Below are 14,263 nucleotides of genomic sequence, written 5' to 3'. Positions count from 1 at the left end.
TGGATTGAGAAATGAAAGGTGGGGTGCAGCCGGCATTGCAGCCATGAGCGTTTAATTTGTCCGGAAGAAGCTATCGATATCGATAGATAGCACGTCATTATCCCAGATCGTCAGTTGCCTTGCCATTGCGCGTGCAAAGGAAGGCGCGCAATTGATTTTCAGATTTGACGAGACGTTGGCGTGCATCCCGCAGCCCAGGCTGGGCGGCTCAGGCTGGAGCCTCTTTAGCCGCTGCGGTGATTGAGCCTATTCGAGAATGGGCAAGATTTTGTAATCACCACGCCGAAGATCGCCGTGTTTTTGCCTTGCGACCCCAAGGAATACCGGCACCATTACGCTCGCGACGTGGGGCAAATCTCACGGTACAAAGGAGCAAACCATTGAACAGAACGTTTTTCGGGGCTTCGCTCATGGCGATGGGGACACTCGCGGTCCTCTGCATAGTCTGGTTCCTGCAGTTTCTGTCGTTCACCGACTACTTCGAAAGCGAAGGGTTTACGTTGGGTATCAGTGTCGGACAAGCACTGTCCTCCGAGACGTCGGACGACGCCGACAGCGACCCCGATACGAATCGCGCTTATCCGCCGCCGCTTCCTTTGCAAGGAAACGTGAGGCAAGCCAGCCTGGTCGGTGCCATGAGATTTGTCGGACTGAAGCAGCCGCCCATCCTCAACGCACGTGCCGAGCTTGATGACCGCCCCTTCCTACGCCATGCGAGCGCGCCAGCAAGCACAGTGAAAATCAAAAAGTAGCCAAGTGCGCGCCGTAGGCTTCTCGCCTCTAATGTCAAATATTTTAGGCATCGAGCTATACTAAGGCCTCGGAGGACTATCGACATGGATATCCGGACGTTAGGTGGACAGGTCCGCGTTCGGCGCGAGGCGCTCGGCCTCACGCAAGCTCGGCTCGCCAAGCTCGCGCACCTCTCCCGCCAAACAATTCAAAGCCTCGAGGGCGGTACGCTGAAGGACCTGGGATTCGAGCGTATCGGCAAGCTTCTTAGCGTGTTGGGACTCAGCATCGAAGAGCTATCGCTCGCAGCAAGGAAGCGCAAGCGCGGACTATGGATGGCGGCGAAGACGTCAAGCGTCAGCTACGCTGGTGAGCTTACCGAAGAGATGCTCGAGCAGGCTCTGGCAACCGGACACGCTCCTGTCGGATATGAAGCGCACATCGGACACCTCCTGGACGAAGCCCCTGTCAGCTTGGTTGTCATGGCCGTCGAGGAAGCTGCGGCACGCGAGCACAAAGCCCCCGGCGATATTTGGCGCAACGTATCGAAGCTGGCGACAATCCTCGCAGACAACCGGAGGGCGCTTTGGCTTTGAGGAAAGAAGAATTGATGCCGGGCCCGTGGCAACAGCTTTTGCCACAGGCCCTCGCCTTAACCGATGAAATATCGAAGCACGGGGGCGTAACCAATCCGTTTTTTACGTTCGGAGGAGGAACGGTGTTGATGCTGCGCTACGAGCATCGCTTCAGCAAGGACATCGACATTTTTGTTCCTGATCCGCAGAGCCTCAACTACGTGAACCCGCGGCTGAGCGATGTCGCGGAAGAAGTCTGCAACGCTCAGTACATCGAAGCAGCGAACTTCGTGAAGCTGATCCTCGAAGAGGGTGAGATCGATTTTGTTGCTTCACCGAATCTCTTACCCGATGACAAAGCCTTCGAACGTTGGGAGCTGTGCGGCCGGCAAGTTCGCGTCGAAACAGCCGCTGAGATTGTCGCCAAGAAGATGTATCACCGCGGAGCGCTCGCCACAGCTCGGGACTTATTCGACTTGGCGATGGTCATCGAACGCGAGCCAGAGGCCCTGACCAATGCAATTCCTTTCATGCGTCGTCACCTCGAGGTATTCCGCAATCACCTGCGGACAGCAACCTCCAACTTCATCACTCAATTCAATAGCATTCAGCGGTTGAACTACGACCCCACGTTCGAACATGCTGCCGAGGTCGCCATCAATTATCTCGATAGCCTCCCTGCGCAGTAACGCGCCGCCGGCACGCCGCTTCGATCATCGGTAATGGCCCGCAAAGGAGCCGGAAGCAAATCGTCAGGCATCGGCGGTACCATCGCAGTCGTTTCATCACAGCCAGCGAAATCAATGCTCGACCCGAAACCCGCCGATCCGTCTGAGCCGCTGACGAGCGGCGCGCCTCGCCCCGGTGTGTCGATGCTTTTTCTGGTTTTTTCGCAGATCGGGCTGACCAGTTTTGGCGGCGGCCTCAGCGGTCGGATGATGCGCGAGTTCGTCGACGAACGGCATTGGATCGACGAAGACGAGTTTCTCAACGGCCTGGCGCTCTCTCAAGCGCTCCCAGGCGTCAACGTCAAAAACCTCGCGATCTGGATCGGCTATCGCTTGTGCGGTTGGCGCGGCGCGGTCGCAGGCTTTGCCGGCATCATCATCCCCCGGCCTTTCTCATCATCGTGCTCGGCGTATTGTTCTCGACGCTCGCGCGTTTCTCGTTGACTCATGTCGCGCTGGCAGGCGCAGCCGCTGCCGCTATTGGGCTATCAATATCGATGGCACTAACCGCCGTGCGCCGTCTCCCGCACCGGACATTTCCGTTCTTGGTGGCGGCCCTGACGTTCGTCGCCGTGGGCTTCCTGCATTGGCCACTTGTCTGGACCGTATTGGCCGCGGGAAGCGTGAGCGTTGCGCTCGAGTACCGGCGTGCAGGCGCCTCATCGTCGGCAGCCGAACGCTGATGTCGAGCACAAGCCGTTACGCGGCACTGGCCGCCCTATTCGCACCGCTTTCGATCGCCACGATCGGCGGCGGGCAAACCATCATCGCCGACATTCAGCGGCAGGTGGTCGATGTCCATCATTGGATGACGACCGACCAATTCATGAACGACTTCGCCATTGCGCGAATGGCGCCGGGCCCGGGCTCGCTGCTAGCGACGCTGATCGGCTGGCAGGTCGCTGGACTTTGGGGCGCGGTCATTGCGACGCTCGCGCTATTCGGCCCCACCGCCTTTCTCATCTACGGTGTCGCTCATATGTGGCGACGTCATCAAGGCGCGCGCTGGCAGATGGCGCTCGAAGCGGGACTGCGGCCGGTGGCGGCCGGCATGCTGCTCGCTTCGGTCTATGTGCTGCTGCAAGGACTCGACGGAGGATGGTTGGCATGCGCGCTTGCAGCCATTTCGACCGTCTGCGTGATGCGCACGCGAATCAATGCGCTATTGCTGATCGCCGCGGGAGCGGCGATATTCGTCGCAGTTCGTGTGGTCTTTTGAGCTACGTCGTCGCGATTAGCAGTTCTTCGGCGTTGCTCGGTGGACGAAGGCCGTCCGATCGGCCGGCGAAGTAGCGCTGCGTCAGGTCATCTGCCGACACGTGCAGTGCGACCCTGAAGCCCGTCTCGTTGGCCAACGCCAACATCTGTGCCGGCGTGAAGAAGCTGATGAACGGCGTGCCGCTGGCTTGCGCACCCTTGGCGGCCATCTCGAGCCCTGGCCGCACGTCCGGGTCCGCCAATTCCAGCGGCAGCAGGAATGTCATTGCAAGCGTGGACCCAGGTGCAAGCGCCGCGACCTCACGCAGCGCCGCCGCGTTTGCCTCCTTCGTCAGATACATGCTGACGCCCGTCGACACCACGACGGCCGGCTTGCCTGCATCGAAGCCGGCTGCCGCCAGTCCGTCTCGCCATGATCCGCCCGCCTCGAAGTCAACGGGCACGAAGCGCAACCAATCGGGCACGCCGAAGCCGAGATCGGTCAAGCGCCGACGCTTCCACCTCTGTGGGCCGGGTCGATCGACTTCGAAGACCGTCAAGCCAGCGGCAATGTCCGGCCGTCGCTGCGCAAAGCTGTCGAGACCAGCACCGAGGATTACGTACTGCGTTAGTCCGTGCGCTGCTTGCTCGACGACAAGATCCTCGATGAAGCGAGCGCGCGCGACGATCGATGCACGAAATGGGCGAGTGAACTCGGGATTCATGTCGCCACGCTGCCGCCAGCCGGCATCCGGTGCAAGCAGCCGAAGACCAATGTCGTCATCGAGCACGTGCGGCGGTGCATCGATCCGAACATGAAGGGCTCGCCATAATGCGACCCGTGCGGCCGTGCTCTCCGGGCCGTCGTCCCGCACTTCGCTCATAGCCCCCCTTATCGATGAGAGAGATTGGTCGGATTCGATCGCGCGATGCTTGCCCGCGCGGATCAAACTGGCCGGGAGGTACATATGGAATTGCTTGACTACGTCGTCGGCCATTGCACTAGCTTACTAGCAAACAAGGTAGCCGGTCTTGTCTATTCTCAGGCGAAATGAGTTCTGATACGTTCTCGTCCTGATTGACTCCGAGGACCCAATGTGTCGAACAACACTTATACATACGGCACACACACAGACCTTACGCCGCCGCAATTGTTCTTTCTCGTCATGCTCGATGAGGCCGCGAAGCACTTCGGCGTCGACGAGCTGACAGGATTGGCCCTGTTGATCATCGGCTGGCCTTGCTACCGACGAGGCGCAAGCCGAAGGGCGCGACCATCGGCACCTCGATCGCGTCACGGGTCGCCCGAAAGCACCTGGACTACACGATCGCGAAGAACATTCTTCCAACGCTCACGCTCGGTAGCGTCAGGCGGTTCAAAATCCTCTGGACTCGCAACATCGGCGTCTTCGTGGGCCGCACCGTTCCCGTTATCGGCGAAGTCATTCTCGCCTACGACGTGTCCATAATCAGCTACCGTAGCGCCGTCCATTACCACCAGCTCGTGAAGGCCGAGGACCGGCTATGAGCGATCATCTGTTGGAAGAAGTCGAGTCATTCGTGCGTCACGAGCGCGGCCTGTCGAAGAGCCAGGTCATCGCGCCGACCACGACGCTCGAAGATGATCTCGGCATCACCGGCATCGAGGGCGAAATGTTTATGGACGCCTTCTTTGCCCACTTCAAGGTCGACGAGGGCGACTTCTCGTCGGGGCGCTACTTCATGGACGAGGGTTCCGGTCTGCTGCTCATGCTCGTGACGGCGCTTTCCAGGAAGCGGCGCAAGGGGCTAGCCCGCGTTTCCATCACGATCGGCATGCTCGTCGAAGCCGCACGTCTTGGACGATGGGATTCTGAGGAGGTAGAGAAGGCCCGCTTATGACTCGCCCAAGCGCTCAGCAGAGCCGCAAAAGCTGCACCGATTACTAGACTTTGCATCACCTCCCCGTCTAGTTCTTTCGGCGGAATCTCGTTGTGCACGCACCTTTCAGCCGTCACGAGCGCCGGATATTGTATCGATTGTCGCTATCGGGCGACATGCAGTGCCTGCGCCGCTCCCGGATAGTTCGTTAAGGTTCAACACGAACGACCGTCGAAGCAGATATAAAATCCACGTCCGCTTTACTGTGCCTATCGGTGGTGCCGTCATGAATCTGCATTTCTGCCGTCATCGAAACAATAGAGCCAGCCGGGACGACAAGGATGCGCATGTCGTCCATCTCAGCGCCGGGGAGTAGCAGGTATTCGCCCCCGGTGTTCCTCATCAGGTCGACCCTCGCGAGCAGTTCGCCTTTCTTCGTCGATTACTGCCTTCTCTTTCTTGTCCGTCGCGATCCGGCGAAAGCGCAATTCGAACGAGTCGCCGTTCTTGCTGTGCAGGCCGAACTCGTAGTTTCGCGGATTCTTAGACCGAACATGGACAACCAGAAGACGGAGATCGTCGCGATATTGGAGCACTTTCGTGTCGAGCGTGATGTTGTTCGTCCAGTCGGTTGCGCCAGCCAACTCATATTGATAAATCGCCCATCCGCCACCGGCTATCAGCGCAGCAAACGTAAGGACGCGCAGGATGAAGTCGGCTTTCTCGAAGGATGCTTTCATGTTGGCTCGGACGCAATGGAACGCTCGGATCATAGCGTCTCTTACGGGAGAGGCCGAAGCTGAGAGGGCGGCGAGGAGGGAGCTGCCGAAACCGCGTAGCGTCCGCGAATGCGTATGCGAAAACAAAAAGACCGGCTCTCGCCGGTCTTCCGTAACAAGCTAACTGCTTGATTTGACTTGGTCGGGGCGAGAGGATTTGAACCTCCGACCACCTGCACCCCATGCAGGTACGCTACCAGGCTGCGCTACGCCCCGAAAGCACAAAAGTATAACAGAGACTTCAATCGATTAGAACCGATCTTTCGTTCGGCATGCTTACCCGCGCAGCATTTCGATCACCGCACGAAGCTCCTTGCGCAACTGCTCGACATCGACGTTCGCTGCATTCGCCGCCGCCGAACTCGTGGCCGGCGCCTGCGCATTCTCCTGCCGCTCTTGCGCCTCATCGACCGCCCCGCCACGCGCATCGAGCCTATTGCGTGCGCCGTTGATCGTGAAGCCCTGCTCATAAAGCAGCTCGCGAATCCGGCGTATCAACAACACCTCATGGTGCTGATAATAGCGGCGATTGCCACGGCGCTTGACCGGACGCAACTGCGTGAACTCCTGCTCCCAGTAACGCAGCACATGCGGCTTGACGCCGCATAGCTCGCTCACCTCACCTATCGTGAAGTAACGCTTCGCCGGAATCGGAGGCAACTCGACCTTCTCGACAGTCGATGTCATCGTCAGCTACCTGCGTGGTGAAGAACGCCCGAGCGCGGCCCCTCGTTCTTCTTTTTTAGCGCGAGAAACTCGCTTCGACGCCGTTTTCGACAAGCGCCTTCAGCTTCTGGCTCGCATGGAACGTCACGACGCGGCGAGCGGCAATCGGAATCGCCTCGCCCGTCTTCGGGTTGCGACCCGGCCGCTGAGGCTTGTCGCGCAGTTGAAAATTACCGAACCCCGACAACTTAACGCTATCCCCGCCTTCGAGGGCATCGCGAATCACGTCGAAAAACGCCTCGACCATGTCCTTCGCCTCGCGCTTGTTCAGCCCGACGTTATCGAAGAGCAATTCGGCCAGTTCGGCCTTCGTCAAGGTGGGCGTTTCCGGAGAAACGCTCGCGGGCGGTGTCGGAATCTCGCGAATCATGGCGCCACGCTGCGCCGCAAGAAGGGCTTCGAAATCACTCGAATTCATTTCTTTCATGTCTAAGAGCGGCGGCCATTCGGTGCCGACAACATCCGCCAGCACCGATCCGTCGCGGTACGCGCTTCATCCCCGCAATCGCGCACCGTGGACTCGAGCCAAACGATCCACGAGAGTCTTGACGACCGCATCGACCGTCTCGTCCTGCAGCGTGCCGCCAGTATCTTGCAGGGTCACGCGGAAGGCAAGGCTTTTCTCGTGGGGCGCCAGGCCACCGGAAGTACTTGATTTTGCACGAAATTCATCGAAGAGCGCAACCCTTTGTACGAGCTTCGATCCGCTTTCCTCGAGCGCCCTTTGCATCTCGTCGATGAGCGCCTGCACCTCGACTTTCTGGTCGACGACGACGGCGATGTCGCGCCGCACGGGCGGAAACTTCGAGACTTCGGTCGTCGTCGGCAGCGCGCGTTGCATCAACGCTTCGGCATCGATCTCGAATACGATGGGCGCATGCGGCAAATCGTATTGCTGCATCCAGCGAGGATGCAGTTCCCCGATCCAGCCCACTGCGCGACCGTCGATCTCGATTCGAGCACTGCGGCCGGGATGCAGCGCGGGATGCTCTGCCTTCACGAAGCGCGCGACGCGCGGCGCGAAAAGCGCCTCGACGTCCCCCTTCAGATCGAAGAAATCGACGTGCCGCGTCGGCAGCCCCCATTGCTCTTCCGCGACGGGGCCATACGCGAGCGCGCCGATGCGCTTCGGTTGTTCGTAGCCTTCAACGCTGAGCTCGCCCGCGGGCGACGACGGGGCGCGCAGGAAGACGCGCCCCGCTTCGAACACGCGAATACGATCCGCCCGCCGATTGAGGTTATGCCGCAGGACGTTCACGAGGCTGCCGATCAGCGTCGTACGCATGACGGACATCTGGCTCGCAATCGGATTGAGCAGCCGCACGGGGTTGTCGTTGCCGGCAAAATCCCTTTCCCACGCCTCGTCGACAAAGCTGAAGTTGACGGTCTCCGTGTAATCGCGCGCCGCGAGGGCATGGCGAATGGCGTGAATTGACCGGTGCATCTCGTTTGTCGCACGCATCTCGTTCGCAGCCACGGGCGGACGCGCCGGAATCTTCTCGAAGCCGTGAATGCGCGCGACTTCCTCGATCAGATCCTCTTCGATCTCGAGATCGAAGCGATAAGGCGGCGGCGTAACGGCGAATGCATCACCGTCGAAATCGAATGCGAGACCGAGCCGCGTAAAAATCTGCGCGATCTCGTCAGCCGCGACCGGCACGCCGATGATTCGCTGTGCGCGCGCAACACGCATCGTCACCGGTTCGCGCTTCGGCAGATTGACGGCTTGATCATCAACGGGGCCGGCCTTGCCGCCGCAAATGTCGATGATGAGACGCGTGATGCGCTCGATGTGCTCGACCGTCGTCGCGTAGTCGACGCCGCGCTCGAAACGATGCGCCGCATCGGTCGAGAAGTTGTACTTGCGCGCACGGCCGCGAATGCTGTCCGGCCACCAGAATGCGGCTTCGAGGTAGACGTTCGTCGTATCGAGCGACACGGCCGTGCTGTCGCCGCCCATGATGCCGGCGAGGCTTTCGACATGGCGATCATCGGCAATCACACCGACGGTTTCGTCGAGCTCGACCGTATTCCCGTTGAGCAGCTTCAGCGTCTCACCTCGACGCCCCCAGCGCACTTCGATGCCGCCGTGAATCTTGTCGAGATCGAAGACATGCGATGGACGCCCGAGCTCGAGCATCACGTAGTTCGAGATATCGACGAGCGCGGAAATGCTTCGTTGTCCTGAACGCTCGAGCCGCTCGACCATCCATTGCGGCGTCTTCGCGCGTGCATTGACGCCGCGAATGACACGCCCCGAAAAACGCCCGCAGAGCTCCGGCGCCGCAATCTTGACGGGCAGCGTCTCGTCGAGCGAGACGGGCACCGGCTCGATCGCGAGCGGATGGAGCGGCGCGCCCGTGATAGCGGCCGTCTCGCGTGCGATGCCAAAGACAGAAAGGCAGTCCGCCTTGTTCGGCGTGAGCTTGATTTCGAAGATGGCGTCGTCGAGACTCAGCGTCTGGCGGATGTCCTGTCCGATCTCGGCGTCTTCAGGCAGGATCAGCAGACCGCTGTGATCTTCCGAAAGCTTCAGCTCGCGCGCCGAGCAGAGCATCCCCTGACTTTCCACGCCACGAAGCTTCGACAGCTTGATGAGGAACGGCGCCCCGCCCTCTTCGACGGGCGGCAACTCGGCGCCGACCAGCGCGACGGGCACCTTGATGCCGGGGGCGACGTTCGGCGCGCCGCAGACGATGTTCAACGTCGCGCCCGTGCCCGCATCGACCTGGCAGACGTTGAGCTTGTCGGCATCGGGATGCTTGACGACCTCCAGCACGCGGCCGACCACGATCTTCGAAGTCGGCGGCGCGGCCGGCCGCAGCGATTCGACTTCGAGTCCGGCCATCGTCAGCGCATGCGACAGTTCATCCGTCGTGAGCTTCGGATCGACGAACGTTCGAAGCCAGGATTCTGGGAATTGCATGAGTGTCTACGTTCGAATGTGGTTGGGTCTGCTCAGGCGAACTGCTGAAGGAAACGCAAGTCGCCCTCGAAGAAGAGCCGCAAGTCTGGCACGCCGTAGCGCAGCATCGTCAGTCGCTCGAGACCGCTGCCGAATGCGAAGCCGATGTAACGCTCCGGGTCCAGGCCCATGTTGCGGATCACGTTCGGATGCACCTGGCCCGAGCCCGAAATCTCGAGCCACCTGCCGGCGTTCTTGCCTTCCTCGAATTTCATGTCGATTTCGGCCGACGGCTCCGTGAACGGGAAATACGACGGCCTGAAGCGCACGAGAATATCGTCGCGCTCGAAGAACTTTTTAAGGAAGTCGGTATAGACACCCTTCAGGTCGGCGAAGCTGATGTTCTCGTCGATCCAAAGTCCCTCGAGCTGGTTGAACATCGGCGAGTGCGTCGCATCGCTGTCGACGCGATAGGTCCGGCCCGGCACGATGACCTTGATCGGCGGCTTGTTGTTGCGCGCATAGCGGACCTGCATCGGGCTCGTATGCGTGCGCAACAGCAGCGGCCGGCCGCCCTCGTCGTTGCCGTCGATATAGAACGTATCCTGCATCGAGCGCGCCGGATGGTTCTCGGGGCTATTCAACGCGGTGAAGTTGTACCAGTCGGTCTCGATTTCGGGGCCGTCGGCGACATCGAAGCCGATCGAGCCGAAGATCCGCTCGACACGCTCCCACGTCCGCATCACCGGATGCAAGCTCCCGACGCCCTGGCCGCGGCCCGGCAACGTGACATCGACGGCTTCCGCGGCGAGACGCTGGTTCAGCAGCAATTCGGCCAGCGCCTCGCGGCGCGCGGTCAGCGCCGCCTCGACCTGCTGCTTGGCGACGTTGATGCGCGCGCCTTCCGCCTTGCGCGCGTCGGGATCGAGCTTGCCCAGCCCCTTCAGAAGCTCGGTCAGCACACCCGACTTGCCAAGGAAGCGCGCCTTCTCGTTTTCGAGCGTGACACTATCGGCCGCTTCGCCGAAGGCTTTGTGCGCGTCGGCAACTATCTGATCCAGATCCATTGATCCCTTCATTTCAACGTCGAGAAGTGTTTAACGATGTTTTGCCCGCCAACAAAAACGGGGGCTCGGTGAGGAGCCCCCGTTTTTGTTGCGGCGATATCGGCTTGCCGCCGAAATCGCCGCCACGAACCACGCAGTCTATCAATCAGGCTGCAACGGCGGCTTTCACCTGCTTCACGATCGCGGCAAAAGCAGCCTTGTCGAAGACAGCCATATCGGCCAGAACCTTGCGGTCAAGGTCGATCGAGGCCTTCTTCAAGCCGTTGATGAAGACGCTGTACGTCATGTCGTGCTGGCGCACGGCCGCGTTGATACGCGTGATCCACAGCGCACGGAAGACGCGCTTCTTGTTGCGACGATCGCGATAGGCATATTGGCCCGCGCGCATGACCGCTTGCTTGGCAATGCGGAACACGTTGTTGCGGCGGCCGCGGTAGCCTTTCGCGAGGTTGATGATCTTCTTGTGGCGGGCACGTGCTGTAACCCCACGTTTGACTCGAGGCATGTTTCTCTCCTATGAGTGTCGGTTGAGGTTAAGCGAACGGCAGCATCGCGCGAACGGCGTCCAGATTCGTATCATGGACGGCGGTCGAACCGCGCAGGTGACGCTTGTTCTTCGTGGTCTTCTTCGTGAGGATGTGGCGTTTGAAGGCTTGACCGCGCTTGACGGTACCGCCCGGACGCACCACGAAGCGCTTTGCAGCGCTCTTCTTGGTTTTCATCTTAGGCATGACGAACAACTCCATTTATTAGATGGCGATGGGTGTGCGGCCGGCAAAAAGCCCTTCAACCGCCCTTCGAAACCCAGTCCACTTGTTTGCGGCGCGCCGTTACGGGCCGCCGCGTTTTCAGGAAACACCTCGAAGCCCGGTGTGTTTCCGAAACCTGCTTTTCCTACCCTACATAAATCGACGACACGCTTCGCACCGGCGGCTCTCGAAAGAGCCGCCCGGCACGCCGCACGTCTTCTCACTTCTTCTTTTTCGGCGCGAGCACCATGATCATCTGGCGCCCTTCCATCTTCGGCATCTGCTCGACCTGACCGACCTCGTCGAGGTCCGTGCGCAAGCGCTCGAGCATCCGCATGCCGATTTCCTGGTGCGCCATCTCACGCCCACGAAAACGCAACGTGATCTTCGTCTTGTCGCCGTCCTCGAGGAAGCGCACGAGGTTGCGCAGCTTGACGTTGTAATCGCCGTCATCGGTCCCCGGGCGGAACTTCACTTCCTTGACCTGGATGACCTTCTGCTTGAGCTTGGCCTCGTGTTGCTTCTTCGCTTCCTGGTATTTGAACTTGCCGTAATCCATCAGGCGGCAGACAGGCGGGGAAGCCTGGGGAGCGATTTCCACCAGATCCACGTCCTGCTGCTCCGACAGCCGGAAAGCCTCTGCCAGTTTTACGATGCCGAGCGGTTCGTTGTCGACTCCGACCAGACGCACCTCGGGTGCCGTGATCTCACCGTTGATGCGATGCGACTTTTCAGTAGCGATGTTCCGTTTCCTCTAAAGATTAAAAAAACGAGCCGCGCTGCCGCAGTGGCTTCACTTGAAGGCCTGGATGTCCTGACGCAGGCGCTCAACGAAGGTGTCGATCGGCATGACGCCCAGATCTACACCGCCACGGGCACGCACGGCTACCGTTTGTGCTTCACGCTCTTTGTCGCCGACCACAAGCAGATACGGGACCTTTTCGAGCGTATGCTCGCGTATTTTATAGCTAATTTTCTCGTTGCGCAAATCGGCCTCGATTCTAACTCCTTGTTTTTGCAACGATTGGGCGATCCCGCTGGCGTATTCGGCCTGGCTTTCGGCGATATTCATCACGACAGCCTGCGTCGGCGCGAGCCACGCCGGCATCGCGCCGGCATGATGCTCGATCAGGATACCGAGAAAGCGCTCCATCGATCCGACGATCGCCCGATGCAGCATCACCGGGCGGCGGCGGCTGTTGTCTTCGGCGACATACTCCGCGCCGAGCCGCTCGGGCAGCACCATGTCGAGCTGCAGCGTGCCGCACTGCCATGAGCGGCCTAGCGCATCCTTGATGTGGTACTCGATCTTCGGGCCATAGAACGCGCCCTCGCCATCGAGCTCCTCCCACTGCAGACCGCAGGCCGTCAGTGCATGACGCAGCCCGTCTTCCGCCTGGTCCCAGATCTCGTCCGTGCCGGCGCGCTGCTCGGGCCGCAGCGAGAGCTTGATGTCAATGTGCTCGAACCCGAAATCGCGGTAGACGCTCATCGCGAGCGTGTTGAACTTGATCGACTCGGCGATGAACTGATCCTCGGTGCAGAAGATGTGCGCATCGTCCTGCACGAAGCCGCGCACGCGCATGAGGCCATGCAGCGCGCCCGACGCCTCATTGCGGTGGCACGAGCCGAACTCGGCGTAGCGCAACGGCAGATCGCGATAGGAGCGCAGGCCGTGCTTGAACACCTGGACGTGGCCCGGGCAGTTCATCGGCTTGATCGCGTAGTCGCGCTTCTCCGATTCGGTCGTGAACATGTTCTCGCGATAGTTCTGCCAATGGCCCGACGCCTCCCAGAGCGAACGGTCCATGATCATCGGCGTCTTGATCTCGAGATAGCCATCCGCGTTCACGCGTCGGCGCATGTACTGCTCGACTTGCTGCCAGAGCGTCCAGCCCTTCGGATGCCAGAACACCATGCCGGGCGATTCGTCCTGCAGGTGAAAGAGGTCGAGCTGACGGCCGAGCTTGCGGTGATCGCGCTTCTCGGCTTCCTCGAGCATGTGCAGATAGGCGTCCTGATCTTCCTTCTTCGCCCAGGCCGTGCCGTAGATTCGCTGCAGCTGCTCGTTTTTCGAGTCGCCGCGCCAGTAGGCGCCCGCGACCTTCATCAGCTTGAACACCTTGAGCTTGCCCGTGGACGGCACGTGCGGCCCGCGGCAAAGGTCCGTGAAGCCGCCGTGCGAGTAGAGCTTGATTTCGTCGCTCGCGGGAATCGACTCGATGATCTCGGCCTTGTATTTCTCGCCGATACTCTTGAAATACGCCACGGCTTCGTCACGCGAGACGACGCGGCGCGAAACGGGCTCGTCTTTCTTCGCGAGCTCCTGCATGCGCTTTTCGATCCGCTCGAGGTCTTCGGGCGTAAACGGCCGCTGATAGGCGAAGTCGTAGTAGAAGCCGTTGTCGATCACCGGACCGATCGTGACCTGGGCCTCGGGGTACAGATCCTTCACCGCGTACGCGAGCAGGTGCGCCGCCGAATGCCGGATGATGTCGAGGCCTTCAGCGTCCTTCTCGGTGACGATCGCAAGCGAGGCATCACGATCGATCAACGCGGACGTATCGACGAGCTCGCCGTCGACCTTCCCGCCGAGCGCAGCCTTCGCCAGGCCGGGGCCGATGGAGGCCGCCACTTCCGCGACCGTCACCGGATGATCGTACTGTCGCACCGAACCATCAGGCAGGCGTATCGAAACCATTGCGTTCTCTCCGGTTGCCGCGGCGCGCGCGGCGATAAAACAAGCGGTTGATGACTACCAGCAGATTCTCGAAACCCAACAACCGACCAGCGCGAAAGCGGGAAAGCGGGAAAAAAAATGCGGCCCCGCTTTCGAGGGGCCGCATTCACTTTGAAACAGCAAGACTTGGAAGGGCGAAAGAGGTCCTCGACTAGCGTCGCTCCGAAGTAGTTCCGGTCAACGTTCGCGGTGTCATAACCGTATT

The 14,263-nt window shown here is 60.4% G+C and carries 15 protein-coding genes, 1 tRNA gene and 2 pseudogenes; 7 read left to right on the top strand and 11 right to left on the bottom strand.

All coding sequences use genetic code 11. The annotated features are described in order from the left end of the window. Positions 1 to 410 precede the first annotated feature (410 nt). The 5 genes and pseudogenes from AB4Y31_RS04410 to AB4Y31_RS04390 all read left to right on the top strand — a co-directional run bounded on the left by AB4Y31_RS04410 (position 411) and on the right by AB4Y31_RS04390 (position 3,254). The gene (locus AB4Y31_RS04410; protein ID WP_368672859.1) at positions 411 to 752 is read left to right on the top strand and encodes a hypothetical protein; all 342 of its coding nucleotides are present in this window, start codon (positions 411 to 413) and stop codon (positions 750 to 752) included. A gap of 84 nt (positions 753 to 836) precedes the next feature. Further along, positions 837 to 1,328, top strand: a complete 492-nt coding sequence (locus AB4Y31_RS04405; protein WP_368672858.1) for a helix-turn-helix transcriptional regulator — start codon at positions 837 to 839, stop codon at positions 1,326 to 1,328. Beyond that, the gene (locus AB4Y31_RS04400) at positions 1,319 to 1,996 is read left to right on the top strand and encodes a nucleotidyl transferase AbiEii/AbiGii toxin family protein (RefSeq protein WP_368672857.1); all 678 of its coding nucleotides are present in this window, start codon (positions 1,319 to 1,321) and stop codon (positions 1,994 to 1,996) included. Before AB4Y31_RS04405 ends, AB4Y31_RS04400 begins: the two co-directional genes overlap by 10 nt. A 114-nt stretch (positions 1,997 to 2,110) precedes the next feature. Further along, positions 2,111 to 2,718: pseudogene (locus tag AB4Y31_RS04395) on the top strand (chromate transporter). Further along, positions 2,718 to 3,254 carry a chromate transporter gene (locus AB4Y31_RS04390; protein ID WP_368672856.1) on the top strand — a complete coding sequence of 179 codons (537 nt, stop codon included), beginning with the start codon at positions 2,718 to 2,720 and terminating at the stop codon, positions 3,252 to 3,254. Before AB4Y31_RS04395 ends, AB4Y31_RS04390 begins: the two are co-directional and overlap by 1 nt. 1 nt (position 3,255) lies before the next feature. Here AB4Y31_RS04390 and AB4Y31_RS04385 read toward each other — a convergent pair whose 3' ends face one another. Next, the gene (locus AB4Y31_RS04385) at positions 3,256 to 4,116 is read right to left on the bottom strand and encodes a class I SAM-dependent methyltransferase (protein ID WP_368672855.1); all 861 of its coding nucleotides are present in this window, start codon (positions 4,114 to 4,116) and stop codon (positions 3,256 to 3,258) included. 213 nt (positions 4,117 to 4,329) lie between these two features. Here AB4Y31_RS04385 and AB4Y31_RS04380 point away from each other — a divergent pair. Continuing rightward, positions 4,330 to 4,760 (top strand): annotated as a pseudogene (locus tag AB4Y31_RS04380) (STM2901 family protein). Then, positions 4,757 to 5,113 carry a DUF1493 family protein gene (locus tag AB4Y31_RS04375; RefSeq protein WP_368672854.1) on the top strand — a complete coding sequence of 119 codons (357 nt, stop codon included), beginning with the start codon at positions 4,757 to 4,759 and terminating at the stop codon, positions 5,111 to 5,113. Before AB4Y31_RS04380 ends, AB4Y31_RS04375 begins: the two are co-directional and overlap by 4 nt. A 338-nt stretch (positions 5,114 to 5,451) precedes the next feature. Here AB4Y31_RS04375 and AB4Y31_RS04370 read toward each other — a convergent pair whose 3' ends face one another. From AB4Y31_RS04370 to thrS, 10 genes are all read right to left on the bottom strand, one after another. Then, positions 5,452 to 5,832 (bottom strand): hypothetical protein, encoded by a 381-nt coding sequence (locus tag AB4Y31_RS04370; RefSeq protein WP_368672853.1) that lies wholly within the window; start codon positions 5,830 to 5,832, stop codon positions 5,452 to 5,454. Between the two features lie 178 nt (positions 5,833 to 6,010). Further along, positions 6,011 to 6,087 (bottom strand) — tRNA-Pro (locus AB4Y31_RS04365). Between the two features lie 60 nt (positions 6,088 to 6,147). Continuing rightward, positions 6,148 to 6,558, bottom strand: coding sequence for a MerR family transcriptional regulator (locus AB4Y31_RS04360; RefSeq protein WP_368672852.1), 411 nt, complete (start codon positions 6,556 to 6,558; stop codon positions 6,148 to 6,150). A 55-nt stretch (positions 6,559 to 6,613) separates the two neighbouring features. Beyond that, a complete protein-coding gene (locus AB4Y31_RS04355; RefSeq protein ID WP_020566179.1) occupies positions 6,614 to 7,024 on the bottom strand; it encodes an integration host factor subunit alpha in 411 nt (136 codons plus the stop codon). A gap of 66 nt (positions 7,025 to 7,090) precedes the next feature. Then, the gene (pheT, locus tag AB4Y31_RS04350) at positions 7,091 to 9,523 is read right to left on the bottom strand and encodes a phenylalanine--tRNA ligase subunit beta (RefSeq protein WP_368672851.1); all 2,433 of its coding nucleotides are present in this window, start codon (positions 9,521 to 9,523) and stop codon (positions 7,091 to 7,093) included. 32 nt (positions 9,524 to 9,555) lie between these two features. Continuing rightward, positions 9,556 to 10,569 carry a phenylalanine--tRNA ligase subunit alpha gene (gene pheS / locus AB4Y31_RS04345; protein WP_368672850.1) on the bottom strand — a complete coding sequence of 338 codons (1,014 nt, stop codon included), beginning with the start codon at positions 10,567 to 10,569 and terminating at the stop codon, positions 9,556 to 9,558. Positions 10,570 to 10,714: 145 nt separating this feature from the next. Next, on the bottom strand, positions 10,715 to 11,074 hold the full coding sequence (rplT, locus tag AB4Y31_RS04340; protein WP_018440686.1) for a 50S ribosomal protein L20: 360 nt from the start codon (positions 11,072 to 11,074) through the stop codon (positions 10,715 to 10,717). A gap of 28 nt (positions 11,075 to 11,102) precedes the next feature. Next, the gene (gene rpmI, locus AB4Y31_RS04335; RefSeq protein ID WP_026229666.1) at positions 11,103 to 11,300 is read right to left on the bottom strand and encodes a 50S ribosomal protein L35; all 198 of its coding nucleotides are present in this window, start codon (positions 11,298 to 11,300) and stop codon (positions 11,103 to 11,105) included. A 238-nt stretch (positions 11,301 to 11,538) separates the two neighbouring features. Beyond that, a complete protein-coding gene (gene infC / locus AB4Y31_RS04330) occupies positions 11,539 to 12,060 on the bottom strand; it encodes a translation initiation factor IF-3 (protein ID WP_083925609.1) in 522 nt (173 codons plus the stop codon). Between the two features lie 51 nt (positions 12,061 to 12,111). Next, positions 12,112 to 14,019, bottom strand: a complete 1,908-nt coding sequence (thrS, locus tag AB4Y31_RS04325) for a threonine--tRNA ligase (RefSeq protein ID WP_026229667.1) — start codon at positions 14,017 to 14,019, stop codon at positions 12,112 to 12,114. Positions 14,020 to 14,263: the final 244 nt, after the last annotated feature.

The organism is Trinickia sp. EG282A (genome assembly GCF_040965455.1).
GTDB classification, from domain to species: Bacteria; Pseudomonadota; Gammaproteobacteria; order Burkholderiales; family Burkholderiaceae; genus Trinickia; species Trinickia symbiotica.
Note: the sequence above shows the minus strand (reverse complement) of the source record. Positions and strands in the feature narration are given on the sequence as shown.

Bases quoted from the DNA above. Each gene is read 5' to 3' on its own strand.
- AB4Y31_RS04410 (WP_368672859.1), top strand. From the start codon at position 411: ATGGCGATGGGGACACTCGCGGTCCTCTGCATAGTCTGGTTCCTGCAG.
- AB4Y31_RS04405 (WP_368672858.1), top strand. From the start codon at position 837: ATGGATATCCGGACGTTAGGTGGACAGGTCCGCGTTCGGCGCGAGGCG.
- AB4Y31_RS04390 (WP_368672856.1), top strand. From the start codon at position 2,718: ATGTCGAGCACAAGCCGTTACGCGGCACTGGCCGCCCTATTCGCACCG.
- AB4Y31_RS04385 (WP_368672855.1), bottom strand. From the start codon at position 4,116: ATGAGCGAAGTGCGGGACGACGGCCCGGAGAGCACGGCCGCACGGGTC.
- AB4Y31_RS04375 (WP_368672854.1), top strand. From the start codon at position 4,757: ATGAGCGATCATCTGTTGGAAGAAGTCGAGTCATTCGTGCGTCACGAG.
- AB4Y31_RS04370 (WP_368672853.1), bottom strand. From the start codon at position 5,832: ATGAAAGCATCCTTCGAGAAAGCCGACTTCATCCTGCGCGTCCTTACG.
- AB4Y31_RS04360 (WP_368672852.1), bottom strand. From the start codon at position 6,558: ATGACATCGACTGTCGAGAAGGTCGAGTTGCCTCCGATTCCGGCGAAG.
- AB4Y31_RS04355 (WP_020566179.1), bottom strand. From the start codon at position 7,024: ATGAAAGAAATGAATTCGAGTGATTTCGAAGCCCTTCTTGCGGCGCAG.
- pheT (WP_368672851.1), bottom strand. From the start codon at position 9,523: ATGCAATTCCCAGAATCCTGGCTTCGAACGTTCGTCGATCCGAAGCTC.
- pheS (WP_368672850.1), bottom strand. From the start codon at position 10,569: ATGGATCTGGATCAGATAGTTGCCGACGCGCACAAAGCCTTCGGCGAA.
- rplT (WP_018440686.1), bottom strand. From the start codon at position 11,074: ATGCCTCGAGTCAAACGTGGGGTTACAGCACGTGCCCGCCACAAGAAG.
- rpmI (WP_026229666.1), bottom strand. From the start codon at position 11,300: ATGCCTAAGATGAAAACCAAGAAGAGCGCTGCAAAGCGCTTCGTGGTG.
- thrS (WP_026229667.1), bottom strand. From the start codon at position 14,019: ATGGTTTCGATACGCCTGCCTGATGGTTCGGTGCGACAGTACGATCAT.